General features: G+C 40.1%; 18 protein-coding genes. 11 read left to right on the top strand and 7 right to left on the bottom strand.

Annotated elements, in window-relative coordinates; genetic code table 11:
• Positions 1-49: 49 nt before the first annotated feature.
• From clpP to DC53_RS17335, 5 genes are all read left to right on the top strand, one after another.
• Positions 50-667: an ATP-dependent Clp endopeptidase proteolytic subunit ClpP gene (clpP, locus tag DC53_RS17315; RefSeq protein ID WP_007376844.1), complete on the top strand. Its 618-nt coding sequence runs from the start codon at positions 50-52 to the stop codon at positions 665-667.
• A gap of 134 nt (positions 668-801) precedes the next feature.
• Positions 802-2,085 carry an ATP-dependent protease ATP-binding subunit ClpX gene (clpX, locus tag DC53_RS17320; protein WP_007376843.1) on the top strand — a complete coding sequence of 428 codons (1,284 nt, stop codon included), beginning with the start codon at positions 802-804 and terminating at the stop codon, positions 2,083-2,085.
• A gap of 151 nt (positions 2,086-2,236) precedes the next feature.
• A complete protein-coding gene (gene lon, locus DC53_RS17325) occupies positions 2,237-4,597 on the top strand; it encodes an endopeptidase La (RefSeq protein ID WP_008134748.1) in 2,361 nt (786 codons plus the stop codon).
• A gap of 185 nt (positions 4,598-4,782) precedes the next feature.
• A complete protein-coding gene (locus tag DC53_RS17330) occupies positions 4,783-5,079 on the top strand; it encodes an HU family DNA-binding protein (protein WP_304646709.1) in 297 nt (98 codons plus the stop codon).
• 171 nt (positions 5,080-5,250) lie between these two features.
• On the top strand, positions 5,251-7,152 hold the full coding sequence (locus tag DC53_RS17335) for a SurA N-terminal domain-containing protein (RefSeq protein ID WP_033028564.1): 1,902 nt from the start codon (positions 5,251-5,253) through the stop codon (positions 7,150-7,152).
• Between the two features lie 66 nt (positions 7,153-7,218).
• Here DC53_RS17335 and DC53_RS17340 read toward each other — a convergent pair whose 3' ends face one another.
• From DC53_RS17340 to pspF, 7 genes are all read right to left on the bottom strand, one after another.
• Positions 7,219-7,710 carry a VOC family protein gene (locus DC53_RS17340; RefSeq protein WP_033028563.1) on the bottom strand — a complete coding sequence of 164 codons (492 nt, stop codon included), beginning with the start codon at positions 7,708-7,710 and terminating at the stop codon, positions 7,219-7,221.
• Between the two features lie 422 nt (positions 7,711-8,132).
• Positions 8,133-8,894 (bottom strand): ATP-binding cassette domain-containing protein, encoded by a 762-nt coding sequence (locus DC53_RS17345; RefSeq protein WP_007376838.1) that lies wholly within the window; start codon positions 8,892-8,894, stop codon positions 8,133-8,135.
• A complete protein-coding gene (locus DC53_RS17350; RefSeq protein WP_007376837.1) occupies positions 8,894-9,886 on the bottom strand; it encodes a peptide ABC transporter ATP-binding protein in 993 nt (330 codons plus the stop codon). The genes DC53_RS17345 and DC53_RS17350 overlap by 1 nt, the downstream gene beginning before the upstream one ends.
• Positions 9,887-10,780 carry an ABC transporter permease subunit gene (locus DC53_RS17355; RefSeq protein ID WP_007376836.1) on the bottom strand — a complete coding sequence of 298 codons (894 nt, stop codon included), beginning with the start codon at positions 10,778-10,780 and terminating at the stop codon, positions 9,887-9,889. It lies immediately after the preceding gene.
• A complete protein-coding gene (locus DC53_RS17360) occupies positions 10,767-11,801 on the bottom strand; it encodes an ABC transporter permease (RefSeq protein WP_033028562.1) in 1,035 nt (344 codons plus the stop codon). Before DC53_RS17360 ends, DC53_RS17355 begins: the two co-directional genes overlap by 14 nt.
• On the bottom strand, positions 11,801-13,408 hold the full coding sequence (locus DC53_RS17365) for an ABC transporter substrate-binding protein (protein ID WP_007376834.1): 1,608 nt from the start codon (positions 13,406-13,408) through the stop codon (positions 11,801-11,803). Before DC53_RS17365 ends, DC53_RS17360 begins: the two co-directional genes overlap by 1 nt.
• A gap of 15 nt (positions 13,409-13,423) precedes the next feature.
• A complete protein-coding gene (gene pspF / locus DC53_RS17370; protein WP_008134758.1) occupies positions 13,424-14,488 on the bottom strand; it encodes a phage shock protein operon transcriptional activator in 1,065 nt (354 codons plus the stop codon).
• 186 nt (positions 14,489-14,674) lie between these two features.
• Here pspF and pspA point away from each other — a divergent pair, with 186 nt between their 5' ends.
• From pspA to megL, 6 genes are all read left to right on the top strand, one after another.
• The gene (pspA, locus tag DC53_RS17375) at positions 14,675-15,334 is read left to right on the top strand and encodes a phage shock protein PspA (protein ID WP_007376832.1); all 660 of its coding nucleotides are present in this window, start codon (positions 14,675-14,677) and stop codon (positions 15,332-15,334) included.
• Between the two features lie 67 nt (positions 15,335-15,401).
• Positions 15,402-15,635, top strand: a complete 234-nt coding sequence (pspB, locus tag DC53_RS17380; RefSeq protein ID WP_008134759.1) for an envelope stress response membrane protein PspB — start codon at positions 15,402-15,404, stop codon at positions 15,633-15,635.
• Complete coding sequence (gene pspC, locus DC53_RS17385; protein WP_007376830.1) at positions 15,632-16,033, top strand: envelope stress response membrane protein PspC; 402 nt, start codon at positions 15,632-15,634, stop codon at positions 16,031-16,033. Before pspB ends, pspC begins: the two co-directional genes overlap by 4 nt.
• Before the next feature lie 63 nt (positions 16,034-16,096).
• Positions 16,097-17,515, top strand: a complete 1,419-nt coding sequence (locus DC53_RS17390) for a YcjX family GTP-binding protein (protein WP_033028561.1) — start codon at positions 16,097-16,099, stop codon at positions 17,513-17,515.
• Positions 17,512-18,537, top strand: coding sequence for a TIGR01620 family protein (locus DC53_RS17395; protein ID WP_033028560.1), 1,026 nt, complete (start codon positions 17,512-17,514; stop codon positions 18,535-18,537). Before DC53_RS17390 ends, DC53_RS17395 begins: the two co-directional genes overlap by 4 nt.
• Positions 18,538-18,687: 150 nt before the next feature.
• Positions 18,688-19,869: a methionine gamma-lyase gene (gene megL, locus DC53_RS17400; RefSeq protein ID WP_033028591.1), complete on the top strand. Its 1,182-nt coding sequence runs from the start codon at positions 18,688-18,690 to the stop codon at positions 19,867-19,869.
• The last annotated feature ends 49 nt before the right edge of the window (positions 19,870-19,918 follow it).

Genomic DNA, 19,918 nt, shown 5'->3' with positions numbered 1-19,918 from the left:
CTTTTCTTATAGTAAGGATAAGTATAAGCGCATAAGGAATTAAATAAGTATGAATACTGGTATTACAGATCCCCTAAATGCATTGGTCCCTATGGTTGTTGAACAAACACCTAAAGGCGAGCGCTCGTATGATATTTATTCGAGATTATTAAAAGAGCGTATTATCTTTTTAACAGGTCAAGTTGAAGACAACATGGCAAATCTGATTTTAGCGCAAATGCTATTTTTAGAATCAGAAAACCCTGATAAAGATATCTTTTTATACATCAACTCACCAGGTGGCTCAGTAACTGCAGGTATGGCTATATATGACACTATGAACTTCATCAAACCTGATGTAAGTACAATATGTGTAGGTCAGGCTGCAAGCATGGGTGCTTTTTTACTTACTGCTGGTGCTAAAGGTAAGCGTTTTTGCCTACCTAATTCACGCGTGATGATTCACCAACCATTAGGTGGTTTCCAAGGTCAAGCATCTGACTTTGAAATTCATGCGAAAGAAATTCTGTCTATTAAAGACAAACTAAATCGCTTAATGGCTGAGCATACAGGCCAACCGTTAGATGTGATTTCCAAAGATACTGATCGTGATAACTTTATGAGTGCTTCGCAGGCTGTAGATTACGGCTTGGTTGATTCAGTGTTTACAAATCGCGATAAAAAGTAAGCGCTTGGTGAGCAGGTTATCTGCTTACCACTTAGAGTTACTATGCGAAAACCAATAAATTTTGGTATAGTTAAAGCGTATTGAAATAGCCACCAACAGTTTTGGTGGCCAACGTAATAAAATGAGGTAGCTGAATGTCTGACACTCCTACAGACGGCGACAAAAGTAATAAATTGTTATACTGCTCTTTTTGCGGCAAAAGCCAGCATGAAGTACGTAAATTAATTGCAGGCCCATCAGTATACGTTTGTGATGAATGTGTAGAGTTGTGTAACGATATTATCAGGGAAGAAATTAAAGACATTGCTCCTAAGCATGACACGTCTGATAAACTACCTGTACCAAAAGAAATTCGTAAACACTTAGACGATTATGTTATTGGTCAAGATCATGCTAAAAAAGTATTGTCTGTTGCAGTTTATAACCACTATAAACGACTGCGCAATCAATCGACTAAGCAAGATATTGAATTAAGTAAAAGTAATATTTTGCTTATCGGCCCAACTGGTAGTGGTAAAACATTACTTGCAGAAACGTTAGCGCGTCTACTTGATGTGCCGTTTACTATGGCCGATGCCACTACATTAACCGAAGCGGGTTATGTAGGTGAAGATGTTGAAAACATCATTCAAAAGCTTTTACAAAAGTGCGATTACGATGTTGAAAAAGCACAACGTGGTATTGTATACATCGATGAAATTGACAAGATTTCTCGTAAATCAGATAACCCATCAATTACGCGTGACGTATCGGGTGAGGGCGTTCAACAGGCGCTACTTAAACTGATCGAAGGTACAATTGCCTCAGTTCCACCGCAAGGTGGTCGTAAACATCCACAGCAAGAGTTTTTACAAGTAGATACATCTAAAATCTTATTTATTTGTGGTGGTGCGTTTTCAGGCTTAGATAAAGTAATTGAACAACGTAGTCATAAAAATACCGGTATCGGTTTTGGCGTTAGCGTAAAAGAGTCTGCGGCGAGTCGTTCTTTAAGTGAAACATTTAAAGACGTTGAGCCAGAAGATTTAGTTAAATACGGCTTAATCCCTGAATTTATAGGCCGTTTGCCAGTAGTTGCAACGTTAACTGAGCTTGATGAAGCAGCACTTGTACAAATCTTGAGTGAGCCTAAAAACGCGATTACTAAACAGTTTTCAGTGTTGTTTGGCATGGAAGACGTTGAACTTGAGTTCCGCGATGATGCCTTAGCTGCAATTGCCCACAAAGCAATGGAGCGTAAAACAGGTGCGCGTGGTCTTCGTTCAATCGTTGAAGGTGTATTGCTTGATACAATGTACGAGCTTCCTTCAATGGATGATGTAAGTAAAGTGGTTATTGATGAAACCGTTATTAAAGGTGAATCTGACCCAATCTTGATTTATGAAAATAATAAACAAGATAAAGCTGCATCAGAATAGTTTTTAAGCTATTTGAATGAAAAAAGGAGCCTTAGGCTCCTTTTTTTATAATTAATTTAATCGAGTATGGGAAAATTGTTGAACTTTAATTAGGTTATCCCCATATACTTGAGTAATCTTTAAAATAAATGAAGTGCGAAGAGAAATTATAATGACGCTTGAGAGAACCGACCGAGTCGAAATCCCAGTGCTAGCACTGCGCGATGTTGTGGTGTATCCACACATGGTGATCCCGCTTTTTGTAGGCCGTGAAAAATCAATAAAATGCCTTGAAGCGGCAATGGACAAAGATAAACAAATTTTCTTAGTTGCACAAAAAGATGCAACTGTAGATGAGCCAGAACAAGATGATATTTATCGTATTGGTACTATTGCTACTGTACTTCAGTTATTAAAGTTACCAGACGGCACCGTTAAAGTTTTAGTAGAAGGGACGCAACGTGCACAAATTGAAGACTTCGTTGATAGCGAAGACTTTTTTGTTGCTAATGCTCAATTTATTGAATCTGACTTAATTGATGAGCAAGAGCAAGATGTATTTATTCGCAGCGCAATTAGCCAATTTGAAGGCTATGTAAAGCTAAATAAAAAAATCCCACCAGAAGTACTAACGTCAGTTTCAGGTATTGATGATCCTGCGCGGCTAGCCGATACAATGGCTGCTCATATGCCATTAAAGGTACCTGAAAAGCAAAAAGTGCTAGAAATTTCAAGCGTTACAGAGCGTCTTGAATATTTAATGGCGCTTATGGAAGGCGAGATAGACTTACTGCAAGTTGAGAAAAAGATTCGTACTCGCGTTAAAAAGCAGATGGAAAAATCTCAGCGTGAGTATTATCTAAATGAGCAAATGAAAGCCATCCAAAAAGAGCTGGGTGAACTTGATGATGTACCTGATGAATTTGAAGCACTTAAAAAGCGCATTGAAGAGTCTGGTATGCCAACAGAAGCACAAGATAAAGCGACCACAGAGCTTAATAAACTTAAAATGATGTCGCCAATGTCAGCAGAAGCGACCGTAGTGCGTTCATACATAGATACATTAATTAATGTGCCGTGGAAAAAGCGATCTAAAGTTAAAAAAGATTTAGCAGGCGCGCAAAAAATTCTTGATAGTGATCACCATGGCCTTGATAAAGTTAAAGAACGTATTCTGGAGTACCTTGCGGTGCAACAGCGTACTAATAAACTAAAAGGTCCAATCTTATGTTTAGTTGGCCCTCCGGGTGTGGGTAAAACATCACTTGGGCAATCTATCGCACGCTCTACAGGTCGTAAATATATCCGTATGGCGCTAGGCGGTGTGCGTGATGAAGCTGAAATTCGTGGCCATCGCCGTACTTATATTGGTTCAATGCCAGGTAAGTTAATTCAAAACATGACTAAAGTGGGTGTTAAAAATCCATTATTCTTGCTAGATGAAATCGATAAAATGTCATCAGACATGCGTGGCGACCCAGCATCAGCGCTATTAGAAGTGCTTGATCCTGAACAAAACAGCCATTTTGCCGATCATTACCTTGAAGTAGATTACGATTTATCTGACGTTATGTTTGTAGCGACATCAAACAGCTTTAACATTCCTGGTCCATTACTGGATCGTATGGAAGTTATTCGTTTATCGGGTTACACCGAAGATGAAAAACTAAACATCGCAAAAGAGCACTTAATTACTAAACAAGTGAAACGTAATGGCCTGAAAGAGCATGAGATTGAGATTGCTGATAGTGCAATTATTGGCATTATTCGCTACTACACACGTGAAGCGGGTGTACGTAATCTTGAGCGTGAAATTTCAAAACTATGTCGTAAAGCGGTTAAAAATATCTTAATTGAAAAAGACACTAAAACCGTGACTATCAATCAAGATAATCTAGAAGACTTTTTAGGTGTACAGCGTTTCGATTACGGTAAAGCGGAAGATGGCGATCGTATTGGCCAAGTAACTGGTCTTGCGTGGACTGAAGTAGGCGGTGACTTACTTACTATTGAATGCGCAGCGGTACCAGGTAAAGGTAAGCTTACTTATACAGGTTCACTGGGCGATGTAATGCAAGAGTCGATTCAGGCGGCCATGACGGTCGTGCGTAATCGTGCAGATACATTTCGTATTAATAGCGACTTTTACGAAAAACGTGATATTCACGTGCATGTGCCTGAAGGTGCAACACCTAAAGATGGTCCGAGCGCAGGTGCTGCTATGGTGACTGGTTTAGTGTCTAGTTTAACGGGTAACCCTGTACGTGCGGATGTTGCAATGACCGGCGAAATTACACTACGTGGTGAAGTATTACCAATTGGTGGTTTAAAAGAAAAATTACTCGCGGCGCATCGTGGTGGGATTAAAACAGTCATCATTCCAAAAATTAATGAACGTGATTTAAAAGAGATCCCAGACAATGTGCTGGCGGGCTTAGATATCCACCCAGTTACATGGATTGACGAAGTTTTAAAACTGGCTTTAGTGCATCCGGTTGAGAGTTTTTCAGTCGAAACACCAAAAAAACAGTAAAAAACCGAAAAAAGTGCTTTTTAGGGCTTTTCAAATCTAAACGATATGATAAGTTAAGCACTGGTTTTCAAGCCTAGCCCTTACGGGGCCTAGGCTTAAGAAAAATATAATCATGTGAGCATAATTAGTTTGCTCTAAAATTTTCAAAAAAGTGATGTTAGTTTAAAAAACCATCGCTCTTGATAATAACAATGAAAGAGGATGATATTGTGAATAAATCTCAATTGATCGATCAAATCGCAGCTGATGCTGACATTTCTAAAGCGGCTGCAGGTCGTGCTCTAGATTCATTCATCGAATCTGTATCTGGTGCGCTAAAAGATGGTGACTCAGTTGCACTTGTTGGCTTTGGTACTTTCTCAGTACGTGAGCGTGCTGCACGTGCAGGTCGTAACCCGCAAACTGGTGAAGCTATTCAAATTGCTGCTGCAAATATTCCTGCTTTTAAAGCCGGTAAAGCGCTTAAAGACGCAGTAAACTAATCACTGTTTTCATACAGTTTAGTTATGGCGAATGTAAATTTACTTAATCAATCTAAATGATGAATTAAGTAACTTTACCGCCAATTACTTCAAGTGAAAAAGCGTATCTGGTAAGATACGCTTTTTTTACATGTGACAAGGTAAAAACCTTGATCAAAAAGAGATAAACAAATGCTTGAGAAAATCAGAGAAGGTTCACAAGGACCTGTAGCCAAAATAATTTTAGGCGCGGTGATTTTATCTTTTGCTTTAGCTGGGATTGGTAGTTACCTAGGTCAAACCACGGAACAACCTGTTGCTGAAGTAAATGGAATTAAAATTAGCCAAACTGAATTTAATCGTGCGTTCCAAAATGAGCGTAGTCGATTAGAACAACAATTTGGTGAATATTTTGCACAAATTTCTGCAGATCCAAATTACATGGCACAAATACGTCAAGGTGTAGTTGACCGCTTAGTACAACAAGAATTGCAATCACAGCTAGCGGCTGATTTAGGCCTTCGCGTAAGCGACGAAAGTGTACGTAAAACAATCTTAGAATTACCGTATTTTCAAGTAGGTGAGCAGTTTAATAACGACCGTTACCTACAAGTTATTCGTCAAATGAATTTTCAACCAGATGCATTTCGTGAATACCTTCGTAAAGATATGACGCGCAGTCAACTTGTTACTGCCGTAGCCGGTACTGACTTTGCTCTTGAGAGCGAGCTTAAAAGCGCTATTTCTCTACAGCAGCAAACGCGCAGCATTGATTACTTAGTTGTAAACAAAGAAGCGCTAGCAGCAAGTGTTGAAGTATCAGAGCAAGAAGTATCTGATTACTACGAGCTAAATGCATCACAGTTTTTATCGCCAGAACTTATCTCAGTTAATTATATTGAGCTTAAAGCCACAGATATTACGGTTGAGTCAGTTACTGAAGATGATGTTAAAGCGTATTACGATCAAAATAAGGCACAATACGTTGAGCCAGAAAAACGCCGTGTTTCACATATCTTAATCGATAACAGCGAAGACGATGATGCAGCAAAAGAAAAAGCCAATGCACTTCACGCACAATTAGAGCAAGGTGCAGATTTTGCTGAATTAGCAGAGTCATCATCTGATGATATTGTTAGTGGTGAAATGGGCGGCGACCTTGAATGGATTGAACGCGATGTAATGGACCCTGCATTTGAAGACGCGACATTTGCGCTTAAAAATAAAGGTGACTTTTCAGAGGTTGTAGCATCAGAGTTTGGTTACCACATAATTAAACTTACTGATATTCAGCCGCAACAAGTTAAAGCATATGATGATGTTAAAGCTGATTTACGTGCGGAGCTTGAACAAGCTGAAAAAATAGATGCCTTTTACGAAAAGCAAACTGAAATGGGTGCACTAGCATTTGAAATTTCAGATCGCTTAGACGATGCTGCCGAAGTTGCAGAGGTAGAGATTAAATCAACGCCGCTTTTAGCAATTAACGCATTACCAGAGCCGTTAAATACGCCATCTGTAATTGCTGCGTTATCGTCAGTTGATTTACTGGAAGATAAAGTTAACTCTGAAGTTATTGAGCTTGGCGATGAGCATGCGATTATTGTTCGTGTAAATGAACACAAACCAGCTGCCACTAAGCCACTAAGTGAAGTAAGCGAGCAAATTAAAGCACGTTTAGTTAATGAAAAATCATCTGAGCTTGCTAAAGATAAAGCACGTAGTTTATTTGCAGAAGTAAAAGCAGGTAAGAGTTTAAGTAATGTAGCCAATGAGCAAAGCTTAACACTTCGCCAAGAAGCGCAATTAACACGTCAAAGCTATACTGTTTCGCCAGCAATTGTAACTAAAGCATTTAAAATGGCTCATCCTGCAGGTTCTGCAGTGTTTGAAGTAGTTGATTTAAATAATGGTGATGCTGCAATTGTTGCACTTAAGTCGGTAACAGATGCACAAGTTACAGCTAATATTGACCCACAAGCAAAGCAAAGTATCACTATGGCGCAAGCTAATAAAAACTACATGGTATTTATTGAAGCGTTAAAAGCGAATGCTGAGCTTAACTTACCAACGGTTGCACAACCCGTTGAGTAATTAATTTAGCTCATAAAAAAAGGCGCTTTTAAAGCGCCTTTTTTATTGTCTTCAATATAGTTGGTATTATTTGCCTCTTGCAATAAACTCTATGCGATTACCGCTAGGCTCTCTAATCATCATGTGTTTTGTTGGACCTTTACCTAGATTTTCGGGTGCAAACTCTATTTTAATATTATTTTGCGTTTTTAAATGATCGTGTAGCTGCGCTAACTTTTCAATACTCTCAACACTGAGTGCTAAGTGGTGTAACCCCACATTTTCTGCTCGATTAAACTCCACACGTTTTTCATCATTTTTAACACGCCACAACGTAATCGTTATTTTATCGTTTGACAAAAAGTAAGCTGGGTAACTTGGGTCACTCCCGAGCACTTTAAAACCAAGTACGTCAGTAAAAAAAACTTTAGACGAATCAAGGTCTGACACGGTTAATCCTAAGTGGTCAACTCCGCCAACCCAGTTTTTAACATTTGAACTAGGTGCTACATCGGCGATAACCGTTGTTGATAAAAGTAATAGCGATGAAATGCTAGCGAGTAGTGTCTTTTTTAACATAAATCCTCTTTGTAGTATTAATACCAATTCGCAATAATACTTAATCAGTTTGAGGGATTAAATCTGGCGTTAACAGCGTTAAAAATTTCTGATATAGAACAACTAAATAACGAAATTTTTGCTTTGTTATCGACACGATTTTCTTACTTCAAAATAGATCACTTAATTAAGCGAATTGGTATAACTGTTAAATGCAGTGTATTTAACAAGAGACCTTAATAAACGAGGTTATATTACAAAGCAGAATAGATAACCTGAACGCTGGATAGTAAATCTATCTCGAGCAGCTATTGACGCGTAAATTCGCCTTGTTTTCACTGGAAATTTCTGGCTAGATAAATTAAATTTAAATATCACCATGATTCAATATGATAGTAAATCTCTTAACCAGAGTTCAGGTTAGATACGAAAAAAATGCTGTTTTAACAGCTTAATAAACGTTGGGTGATTTTCGATTGAGGTGTTTGGAAAACAACTTCAGTGGCGCCATATTCAACGACTTCTCCCTTATCAAGTACAAGAACTTGGTCGCTAATATGACGAACTAAGCTTAAATGATGAGTGATCATCACATATGTCAGGCCTGTTTCTTGTTGTAATTTGAGAAGTAGATTAACTATTTGTGCACGAACAGAAGGGTCTAGTGATGATAGTGCCTCATCAAGTACAACAACCTTTGGATCTAAAATTAACGCACGAGCAAGTGCTACGCGCTGTAATTGCCCCACACTAAACATGTGTGGATAGTAATGTTGGTGATCGACTAATAATCCAACTTTTGACAGCGTAGCGCTAATTTTTTCAGTCCGTTCAGCTTTATCAAAGTCAGTATTGTATTGTAGGCAGTCATCAAGCGTATCACCAATGGTTAAACCTGGATTAAGAGAGGCCGCTGAATCTTGAAAAATCATACGAATATAGCGACACTGATTATCACGAATACCGTTATCTTCAATAATATTGCCTTCTAATAAGATCTGTCCGCAGTCTGCGCTGTCAGCGCCTGAAAGCAGTTTGGCAAGTGTGCTTTTACCCGCTCCCGTTTCGCCTATAACAGCAATAGTTTCACCTTTGCCAATGCAAAATGAAATATTTTTAAGTACCGCAAATTTTTTACGACTAAATAAGCCTGCACGAATATTAAATGTTTTAGACAAAGCTTGTACTTTCAATACTGGTTGCATTATCTCATATCCTTAATCAGCGGGAAATGACACGCGTAGCTGTGCCCGTTGTGCTTTGTAAGCTTAGGTGTAACTACGCAGGCTTTTTGAGCCTGTGGGCAGCGTGGCCCTAATCGGCAACCTATCGGTAAATGTTGTAATGTAGGTATGGTGCCTTTTAATGCGTAAAAAGGCTCTTTATGAGCTAGGCCTTGTTCGTAATCAGGTAGGCTTTTTAATAAAGCTTGTGTATAAGGGTGGCGAGGCTGACTAAAAATTTTGTGAGTTGGGCCAGCTTCAACCATTTGCCCGCAATATAAAACATGGATCCCATGTGACCAATGTGCAATTTCTTCTAATTCGTGAGAAATCATCAAAATCGACATGTTTTTTAGCTGGTTTAAACTTTTCAACAACCTAAATACCTGTGCGCGAGTGGTACTTTCTAGTGCTGTAGTGGGCTCATCAGCGATTAAAAGCTTTGGTGTGCGGGCTATGGCCATTGCAATCATTACTTTTTGACATACGCCTTCTGAGAGCTCATGTGGATAGCTATCCAGCACGGCTTCATGATTTTTAATGCCCACTTTATGAATAAGCGCTTTTACTCTGTCTTTTCGCTCGCGGTTACGTTTTAAGAAAAACCCCTTTGTTGGGTTTTCAGGTAAGGTTTCGGCTATTTGATCAAACATTTTTGCTGTAGGGTCAAGACAACGGCTAGGGTCTTGATAGATCATGGCAATATCTTGGCTTACCGTTTTACGGCGTTGCTCGGGTGTTAAGCGCATTAAATCAACACCACGCCAATGCATACGGTCGGCAGTAATATTCCAGCGTTCGTTTAGTACACCCACAATTGCTTTTGCAATTAAGCTTTTACCAGAACCAGACTCACCTACAAGGGCATGTACTTCGCCTTCTTTTAAGCTAAAGCTTACCTTGTCAACGGCTCTAATTATCGTTTCTGAGGTACGCAGCTCAATGGTTAAATTTCGAACATCAAGTAATTGCATTTAATCAGCCTTACGTGCTTTTAACACTTGTCGCAGGCCATCGCCTACTAAATTAGTCGATAACACAGCTAAAAATAACAGTACGCCTGGCAGCGCAACAGTCCATGGTGCCAAATAAATTAGCCCTAAATTTTCGGCTAAAATAGCTCCCCATTCAGTGGTAGGTGGCTGAGCACCAAGCTTTAAAAAACCTAATGCAGAAATATCTAAAATTGCAGTGGAGAGCGCCATCGTGAATATAACTACAATGTGCTCATAAATATTAGGAAAGATACCGCGTGATATAATATGCCAGTTAGACGCACCATCGAGCCTAAACGCGGTAATATAATCTTTGTTTAGTTCATCAACAATTAGGTTTCTGATTGAATGAATAAATTGTGGTAATAGCGCTAAAATAATTGCCCATACCGTGTTCATTAAGCCTGGGCCTAAAATTGCTATGATAATAATAGCCAGTAACAAAGAAGGTATAGAGAGCGTTATATCAAGTAAGTGATTTAAAAAACTTGAGCGAATACCTCGGCTAATACCTGCAAATGTACCTACTAATACACCAATAATAGTTGTAATAAGCGCGGCGACAACAGAGAGGCCAAATGTGTAAGTTGCACCATTCATTAAACGCGAAAGTACATCGCGGCCTAAGTCATCAGTACCTAAAATAAAGCGTACATCACCCATTTCCCGCCACGAAGGCGGAATAAGTAATGCATCACTATGCTGTTGGTTAACACCGTACGGTGCTAAAAGTGGAGCACTGGCGGCAAGTAAAGCAAATGCTACAAATATCCACAAGCCAACTAACGCAGGGTGATTATTTTTAAATTTACGCCAAAATCGTGCAAGTGGCGATTTATTCGACTCTTCAGAAAATATATTAAACTTTGCCATGGGCTTGATTCCGCGAGAGTGGATCGAATAGCGTATAAGTAAGCTCTGCAATAATAGTGGCTAATATAACAAATAGTGACACAGCCATTAAGCCGCCTTGTATAGCTGGATAATCGCGTTGATAAATACTATCGATAAGCCAGCGGCCAATGCCGGGCCACGAAAAAATAACTTCAGTAATCATCGCAAGCGTTATTAGCGTACTAAATTGCAAACCAATTTGTTTAATTACCGGTAATAGCGCATTACGCAGTGCATGATGAATTATAAGTTGTCTGCGGTTAAGGCCTTTAGCCCTTGCGGTTTTAATAAAACTTTGGTCCATAACTTTAAGCATAGACTCACGAGTAAAGCGCACTAATACAGTGGTCGGATACATGGCGAGCACAATTGTGGGTAGTGTTAAATGGCGCAGGGCGTCTAAAAATGCCATTCCTTTATATGGAAATCCAGCCAGTGCAATATCAATTAAAATAAAGCCTGTATTGGCGGGGATTTCATAAAGTAACCCCATTCTTCCCGACATCGGAAACCAGCCCAGTTTGAGAGAAAAAACCATAATAAGCAATAGTGCTAACCAAAATACGGGCATGGAATAACCAACCATAGTGGTTGAATTTATAAGTTTATCAGGCCAACGTTTATAGTACGCAGAACCTAAAATACCAGCGGGTACGCCAACGACAATCGATATAATTAATGCATAAACACTTAGTTCCAGTGTAGCGGGTAATAAATCAACAATATGGCTAAATACATTGTCACCTGATGCAAAAGAAAGCCCCCAATCGCCTTGGAATATTCGTCCTAAAAAGGCTATATATTGCACAAAATAGTTACTGTTATATAAATATTTATCTTCAAGCTCACTGTGTTGAGCAAAGTTACTACTTGGTACACCACTTAAATTACTTAATGGATCGCCTGGGAACAAATAACTAATTGAAAATGTAAAAACACTCAGCATTAGGGTCATAAAAAGCAATAAACCTAAACGACGTAAAATATAATCTAAGATCATTATTTTTTCCTCGCATTAGCTAGTGAAATTGCACCAAATGGGCCAAGCGTTATACCTTCAACGTCTGCGCTACTGGCTTGAAAACGTAAGCCATGTGCAATAGGCAGCAATGGCAGCTCGTCAACAATTAAGCTTTGTGCATCATCGTAGTATTTTTTTCGCATGTTTAAATCAGTCGTATCGAGCGCTTTTGTAAGTAATAAATCAAATTGCGGATTGCACCAGTTAGCAGGATTTTTACCGGTAAAGGTTGCAGTGCAACTTAAAAGAGGGCTAAAAAAGTTATCCGGATCAGGTGTATCAGCGGCCCAACCAAGCAATACACTATCATGCCTGTGCTCGCCAATACGTTGAATAAACGTATTCCATTCATACTCTACAATACTGACATTAACGCCTATTTTACGTAAGTCACTTTGCATTAGTTCTGCCATTTTTCGCGCATTCGGGTTATAAATACGGCTTACGGGCATCGCCCAAATAGTCATATCAAAACCATCTGGTAACCCAGCTTCAATTAATAACTTTTTAGCAAGTTCTGGATCAAAACTTGGCATGTTTGCTTGTGGCTCAAATGCCCATGAGGTTGGCGGTAAAATAGATTGTGCACGTGTACCATTACCATAATATACAGCTTGCATAATTTTATCGATATCAATGGCGTGAGCAAGTGCTTGGCGTACACGTAAGTCGTCAAACGGGGCGCGCTCCGTATTAAAAGCCCAGTAACCAATATTTAAATTTGTTTCTTTTTCAACGTTTATATCGTCGCGTTGCGCTAAAATACTCAATTGCGCACTACTTGGATGAGCCGTTACATCGCACTCTTTAGTCAGCATTTTTGCTATACGCGTAGTGCCGTTAGGCGTTATGTCGTAAACCAATTGTTCAAGTGCGACGTGGTGCTTCCAATAAAGTGGGTTTCGGTAAAAGCGTACGAGGTGATCTCGGCGATATTCTTTATAAATATATGGGCCGGTGCCAATAGGGTACTGATCAAATAAGTTTTCTTGATTATTTTTCTTAAGTTTCATGGCGTATTCTTCTGAAAGCACCACGGCAAAGTCGGTGGCCATATTAGCTAAAAAGCTGCTTTCAGGATTAAACAATTCAAAACGAACTTGATGATCAGTAACACGCACAATTTTACGAATAAGTTGATCAATCCCCACACTTTGAAAATACGGGTAATTGGCATCGCCCACAAAGTGATATGGATTATAGACATCAAATAGTCGGCTAAAGGTAAATATAACGTCGTCGGCGTTAAAATCCCGAGTAGGGGTAAAATAAGCGGTTGTATGAAATTTCACACCTTTGCGCAATGTGAAGGTAATAGATTTACCGTCTTTACTTATTTTCCAATCGGTTGCCAGCTCACTTTGAAACTCTGCCGTAACAGGGTCAATGCTAATTAGGCGGTCGTATAGCTGGTTGGCAATAATATCAATAGTAGAACCGGTGGTCGTAACTTGTGGATTAAACGACACAGGGTTAGCTTCAGCGCAATAAACTAAGCCTTGGTTTTTTTCTTCTATGATTTCTTCTTTGTTATCAATGCAACCTACTAAGGTGACCGCTAGTAAAGTAAGTAATAATTTATGCACCCGCATAACCTCTAACTATTGTTGATCCAACAAATTGTATTTTTTAAGATAACCACGTAATTGATGATACGTTAAACCAAGTACTTCTGCAGTTTTCTTTTGATTAAATTGGCTATGTTCGAGTGCTTTATTAATCATGTTTATTTCAAAGTCGTTTGAACGCTCTTTTAAACTACACGGAAATTGAATATCAACGGCTGTATTACTGCTTGCTTGAGCAATCGGCGGCGCAACAACAATAGGCTCGACATTAACAGTTTGGGCCGCTATAGGTGCTTTAATGCGCGCTTTTGGTCTAAATGGGCTATCGAATGGGTCTAAAATAATCTGGTGAACGGGGATATGTTCACTGCCATGGCGATACAAACTACGTTCAACCACATTTTTAAGTTCACGAATATTGCCGGGCCAATCATAACTAAGCAGTGTTTCTGTTGCGCTTCGGGTAAAACCGCTAAACAGTTCCCACTCTAAATCGCGCGCCATATTCATCGCAAACTGCTCAGCAAGAAGCATAATATCGTCTTGGCGTTCGCGCAGTGGTGGCAGGGTAATTACATCAAAGGCAAGGCGATCGAGTAAATCACTTCTAAATTCACCTTGCTCGGCCAAATAAGGAAGATCTTCGTTTGTCGCACACACTAAGCGGGTATCTACTTTTACAGTTTGCTTGCCGCCAACACGTTCAAACTCACCGTATTCTATAACGCGCAGCAGTTTTTCTTGTACCATAGCTGAGGTATTAGCTAATTCATCTAAAAACAGTGTGCCGCTGTTAGCGCGTTCAAAACGACCTTCGTGGCGTTTGCTTGCCCCCGTAAAAGCACCGCTTTCGTGGCCAAATAATTCACTTTCGAGTAGGTTCTCGTTAAGCGCTGCACAGTTAAGCTTTACGTAGTTTTGATCCCAGCGTTTTGATAAAAAGTGTAAGCGTGCTGCTATTAGCTCTTTACCTGTGCCGCGTTCACCAATAATAAGTACCGGTTTATCTAAATTAGCCAGTTGCGATACCTGATCTAATACAGACAGAAAGCTATCTGATTGGCCGAGTAAATTATCCTGTTGGCGATATTGGCTCATATTTCCTAACTCTTAGTCATTTTTACTAACAGTTAGTGTATTTCATAATTAGGGATAACTAAAGAAATTTGTATATTTAGTTTAACGTAATGAAAATAAAGTGTATTTTAACTTTTAAAAAGTTGGCAAGCATATTGATACTAGTTATAGCAGACTAACTAAGTTTTAATTACAGAGGTAAATGTTATGGGAATTTTTTCACGTTTTGCAGATATTGTTAATTCTAATATCAACGCCATTTTAGATAAAGCAGAAGACCCAGAAAAAATGGTTCGTCTGATTATTCAAGAAATGGAAGATACGCTTGTTGAAGTACGTTCTACATCAGCTAAAACATTGGCTGAGAAAAAAGAAATTGTACGCCGCTTAGATACACTTAAAGCGCAGGTAAGTGATTGGCAAGATAAAGCCGAACTGGCTTTAAGTAAAGACCGCGACGATTTAGCGCGTTCAGCCTTACTTGAAAAGCAAAAGTCGGCAGATGCAGTTGCTTCAGTAGCGAGTGAGCTTGAACATGTAGAGTCTCATATTGAGAAATTACAGCAAGAAGTAACGACGCTACAAGAAAAGCTAGCAGATGCTAAATCTCGTCAAAAAGCGATTATACTTCGCCAACGTTCGGCTGAGTCGCGCCTTGAAGTGAAAAAGACACTTGATAGCTCAAAAGTAGAAGAAGCACTTAACCGCTTTGAACGTTACGAAACCAAAATTGATGGACTAGAATCTCAAATTGAGTCGTACGATTTAGGTAAAAAGACGTTAGCGGATGAAATTGCTAATCTACAAAAAAATGAAAAGATAGATGATGAGCTAGCCGAACTTAAAAAGAAGTTAGCTGATAAATAATTTATAAAGGGGCACTTAAAGTGCCCCACTGCTTAAAAACATCAAAACGGATTGTCAGGAGAGGATTATGTTTGATCCAGAGATATTAGTTGCACCATTTATTTTGTTTATGATTTTTGTTGCTCCGCTGTGGCTAATTTTACACTACCGCAGCAAAAAACAAGTCAACCAAGGTTTAAGTGAACACGAACATCGCCAATTACTTGAGCTTGCACACAAAGCTGAAAAAATGGCTGAACGATTAGAAACACTTGAAGCATTGCTTGATCAAGAGTCACCACAATGGAGACGCAAAGTATGAGTGCCAAACGCGAATTATTAAGAGACCCACAACGCGGTAAAATAGCCGGTGTATGTGCGGGATTAAGTGACTACTTTAATATGGAGTTATGGTTAGTTCGCATTATATTTGTTAGTGCGGTACTGCTAACGGGTGGCCCATTATTTGTGGTAGCGTATATTGCAGCCTGGTTCATTTTAGATAAAAAAGAGCCCGCAGCGGCGCAAACAAAAAGCTCAACTAAAACTGACGATCCGCTAGAAGTAAAATTTAAAGTATGGCAAAAAGGCGAGCCACCGCGCCGCGCATTGCAAGATTTAAAAGAGCGTTTAACGCGTGTAGATACTCGCCTTCAAGATATGGAGCGCCATGTAACTTCAAGCGAGTTTACGGTGAGCCGTGAAATTAACAAACTTTAAAGGATTTAATAGCACCTTATTTGCAGCGTGATAAATTACGGCAAATTAGGTGCAAGACACTTTATGAGCCAATCATTTGCAAAAAAGACCTTTAAAAGTATTAAAGGCAAAGCACAAAAAGCCCTTCATCGCAGTTTAGACCAACACGTAAAACTTGCCGTAACAGGCCTAAGTGGCAGTGGTAAAACAGCCTTTATTACCGCGCTTGTTAAACACTTAACAACCCAAGCTGACGATAAAAACTTACCTTTTTTTGATGTAATGCGCGAGCACCGCCATGTGGCCACTAAAGTTGTGCCGCAAGAGGCGTTAAAAGTTCCTACGTTTAATTATACGCGCGCACTAAATTCATTATTTCCAAGCGATGGGATGCCTACATGGCCTGCATCTACCGAGCGGATTAATACGCTGCGCTTGGCAATAAAGTATCAAAGTAATGCAGGGCTGCGCGGCCACTTTTCGCCGCAATCAACGCTTTATTTAGATATTATTGACTACCCGGGTGAATGGCTCCTTGATTTACCTATGCTTGAGCAAAGCTATGCTCAATGGTGCGAGCAGCAATATCCATTATTAACTCAGCCTTCGCGCGTAAACACATCAAGTGATTTTTTAATGGCTGTTGAGCAACTTGACTTAAACGCTCCCGTTGATGAAAACGCACTTGCCCATATTGCTCAGCTTTATCAAAGCATGTTAGTAGGGCTTAAAAAAGACACCAAACTTGCCATGTTGCAACCTGGACGCATGCTTATGCCAGGTGATTTACAAGGCGCGCCATTGTTATTGTTTTTTCCGGTATCGGGTGAAATAAACAGTGACGATGTCGTTGCGGGTTCTAATTTAGCGCATTTAATTAAGCGCTTTAACGCTTATATAAAAGAAGTTGTAAAACCATTTTATAATGAGCATTTTAGACACTTCGATCGCCAAATCGTACTTGTAGATGTACTTAGTGCGCTAAACGAAGGGCACGAAACACTCCAAGAGCAAAGCAGTGTAATAAACCAATTACTCACACACTTTAATTACGGTGAGTCGGGCTTTTTTAAACGTTTATTTAAGCCAAACATAGACAAAATATTATTTGCAGCCAATAAGTCAGATCATATAAGTGCTAAGCACCATAAAGATTTAGCACTGCTACTTGATTCGCTCGTGCATGAGCAAAGTAATCATTTAAAGTTTGATGGTGTAAAAATAGAAACCATGGCTATGTCGTCAATTACAGCAACGCAGCCGCGCCAAGTTACCGACAAAGGCCAAACGCTTGACTGCATTTATGGCAAACCATTACACGAACCTGATTGGCTTACGTATTTACCGCCGCAACCTCCCTCGCGGATGCTTAATAAAAATGAGTGGCCAGCACAGGGATTTGAGTTTTTATCGTTTTCCCCAATGCCGAGCCCCGATAAACAACTAAAACATATTCGATTAGATCATGTCATGCAGTACCTGCTAGGAGACAAATTAACATGAATGAGTCAAACCAACCATTTCAAGCAGGGCGTCGCATAGATACGCAAAGCATTGAGCAAAACGAACCCGTTTTAGCACCTGCAAAAATTATTCAGCACGGACAAAGTGATTACGAAGAACTTGAAGATGAAGCACTAGAGCCAGAAATAGATCTGGAGCCTGTGTACAAAAAGTCAAAGTGGCAAACGCTCAAAGGTGTTTTTGCTATTAGTTTTATAGTACTGGTGCTTTTAGAATTTGCGTACTCGTTGGTATTTGCTTTCGAGCAGTCAATTATTTTAGGCAGTGTTTATTTAACCGCAGTTGTAAGTGGCGTGCTGCTAATTGGGCGCTTATTGTGGCGAGAGTACCGAATGCTGCGCAGTTTAAAGCGTAACCAATTGCACCGAGTGGAAGCCGACAGGCTTTTAAACAGCGAGCAAGTAGGCGGTGCATTACCTTGGCTCGAAAAGCTTAATAAACATCAGGAGCTTGATAACTTTGAAACCTTTAAAAACCAAGTAGCGACGCATCACAGCGACAAAGAAATAATGACGCTGTACGCCAACAGTTTATTAATAACCCAAGACACCAAAGCTAAAAAGCTTATAAATCGTTTTGCGACTGAATCAGCTCTACTAGTTGCCCTAAGCCCACTTGCGCTGGTGGATATGATGGCTGTGCTTTGGCGCGGTACTAAGTTAATAGAACAAATTGGTAAAATTTACGGCATTGGTTTTGGCTACGCGAGCCGTATAAAACTGTACCGTATGCTGATAAAACAAGTAATGTTTGTAGGCAGTGCAGAGCTTGTATCTGACCTTGCTGCAACTGCACTAAGTGCTGAGCTTTTAGGTAAGCTTTCGGGGCGGGCAGCGCAAGGGGTCAGTGCTGGTATTTTTACAGCGCGTATTGGTTACAAAGCAATGGAGCTTAGTCGCCCATTACCAAGGCTTGAAAACAAGCGCAGCTTACTAAAAGGCACTGTGCAAAGCATCGCAGGTAAAATTATGAGCCGTAAAAAGGCGGAACCAACACACTAGATTAGCAGTGGCAATATTTGTGTACAAACGTGCGCTGCATGGTTTTTACACAAATAGCCATCTGAGCATCCGGCATGCTTGCTGTTTGTAAGCGCATACGTTTTGATTGTTGAATCGCAAAAACATAATAATCAAAAAAATGAGCCTACAATGAGCAAGCATCATATAAACACCCAGTGTATTCACGGACCACAAAAAGCAAACGACCCGCACGGCGCACTCACTTCTCCTTTGTATCAAACCTCTACCTTTCATTTTGAAAGTGCCGCACAAGGTGCTGCGCGTTTTGCAGGCGACGAACCTGGCTATATTTATACGCGCTTAGGAAACCCTACAACCACAGAGCTTGAACAAAAAGTTGCTCAACTAGAGAGCTGTGAAGCAGCTGCTGCAACCGCAACAGGTATGGGGGCCGTATCTGCCTCAGTACTGAGCTTTTTATCGCAAGGAGATCACCTTGTTGCCTCAAGTGCTTTGTATGGTTGTACCTTTGCGTTTTTCTCGCACATGTTGCCGCGCTGGGGAATCGAAGTCACCTTTGTTGATATGACCAATGAGGACGAACTACGCGCTGCCATCAAACCTAATTCAAAAATGATATTTGTAGAAACGCCAATCAACCCCACTATGGCGGTTATTGATTTGGCACTCATTGGCGCAGTTGCTAAAGAGCACAGTTTAATTAGTGTAGTCGACAACACCTTTTTAACGCCGCTACTGCAATCACCCAAAAAATACGGTATCGACATTATAATACACAGTGCGACCAAGTACTTAAACGGCCACGGAGACGTAGTCGCCGGTATTGTATGTGGATCGCTTGAGCACATAACACACATTAAAATGACCGTACTAAAAGACATTGGTGCAACCATAAGCCCGCACGACGCATGGCTAATTAATCGAGGTCTAAAAACACTCGCTATTAGAATAGAGCGCCATTGTCAAAGCGCACAAACAATAGCCGAATATCTAGAAGCGCACCCACAAGTAAGCACCGTATATTACCCGGGGCTTAAATCGCACCCAGGTTATAAGTTTATTGGTAATCAAATGAAAGCCGCTGGTGGTGTTATTGCGTTTGAAATAAAAGGCACGCTACAAGATGGCGCGCAATTTATTGATAGTATGAAACTTTGTACACTTGCAGTAAGCCTCGGCGACGCTGAAACACTGATTCAGCATCCTGCATCTATGACTCACTCGCCTTATACGCCAGAGGAACGAGCCGCCGCTGGAATAAGTGATGGGCTGATCAGACTCTCGGTTGGGCTTGAAGATGTTAACGACATTATTAGTGATTTAGACCAAGCTTTTACTAAAATTGGTTAGGTGTATTTAATTGTATACACTTAAAAATAAGCTGCAGGCCTTTATTTAA

Origin of the sequence: Pseudoalteromonas fuliginea (assembly GCF_000690055.1) — a bacterium.
GTDB lineage: Bacteria > Pseudomonadota > Gammaproteobacteria > Enterobacterales > Alteromonadaceae > Pseudoalteromonas > Pseudoalteromonas fuliginea.
Note: the sequence above shows the minus strand (reverse complement) of the source record. Positions and strands in the feature narration are given on the sequence as shown.

Excerpts from the sequence above, each read along its gene's own strand:
- clpP (WP_007376844.1), top strand. The coding sequence starts at position 50 with ATGAATACTGGTATTACAGATCCCCTAAATGCATTGGTCCCTATGGTT.
- clpX (WP_007376843.1), top strand. The coding sequence starts at position 802 with ATGTCTGACACTCCTACAGACGGCGACAAAAGTAATAAATTGTTATAC.
- lon (WP_008134748.1), top strand. The coding sequence starts at position 2,237 with ATGACGCTTGAGAGAACCGACCGAGTCGAAATCCCAGTGCTAGCACTG.
- DC53_RS17335 (WP_033028564.1), top strand. The coding sequence starts at position 5,251 with ATGCTTGAGAAAATCAGAGAAGGTTCACAAGGACCTGTAGCCAAAATA.
- DC53_RS17340 (WP_033028563.1), bottom strand. The coding sequence starts at position 7,710 with ATGTTAAAAAAGACACTACTCGCTAGCATTTCATCGCTATTACTTTTA.
- DC53_RS17345 (WP_007376838.1), bottom strand. The coding sequence starts at position 8,894 with ATGCAACCAGTATTGAAAGTACAAGCTTTGTCTAAAACATTTAATATT.
- DC53_RS17350 (WP_007376837.1), bottom strand. The coding sequence starts at position 9,886 with ATGCAATTACTTGATGTTCGAAATTTAACCATTGAGCTGCGTACCTCA.
- DC53_RS17355 (WP_007376836.1), bottom strand. The coding sequence starts at position 10,780 with ATGGCAAAGTTTAATATATTTTCTGAAGAGTCGAATAAATCGCCACTT.
- DC53_RS17360 (WP_033028562.1), bottom strand. The coding sequence starts at position 11,801 with ATGATCTTAGATTATATTTTACGTCGTTTAGGTTTATTGCTTTTTATG.
- pspF (WP_008134758.1), bottom strand. The coding sequence starts at position 14,488 with ATGAGCCAATATCGCCAACAGGATAATTTACTCGGCCAATCAGATAGC.
- pspA (WP_007376832.1), top strand. The coding sequence starts at position 14,675 with ATGGGAATTTTTTCACGTTTTGCAGATATTGTTAATTCTAATATCAAC.
- pspB (WP_008134759.1), top strand. The coding sequence starts at position 15,402 with ATGTTTGATCCAGAGATATTAGTTGCACCATTTATTTTGTTTATGATT.
- pspC (WP_007376830.1), top strand. The coding sequence starts at position 15,632 with ATGAGTGCCAAACGCGAATTATTAAGAGACCCACAACGCGGTAAAATA.
- DC53_RS17390 (WP_033028561.1), top strand. The coding sequence starts at position 16,097 with ATGAGCCAATCATTTGCAAAAAAGACCTTTAAAAGTATTAAAGGCAAA.
- DC53_RS17395 (WP_033028560.1), top strand. The coding sequence starts at position 17,512 with ATGAATGAGTCAAACCAACCATTTCAAGCAGGGCGTCGCATAGATACG.
- megL (WP_033028591.1), top strand. The coding sequence starts at position 18,688 with ATGAGCAAGCATCATATAAACACCCAGTGTATTCACGGACCACAAAAA.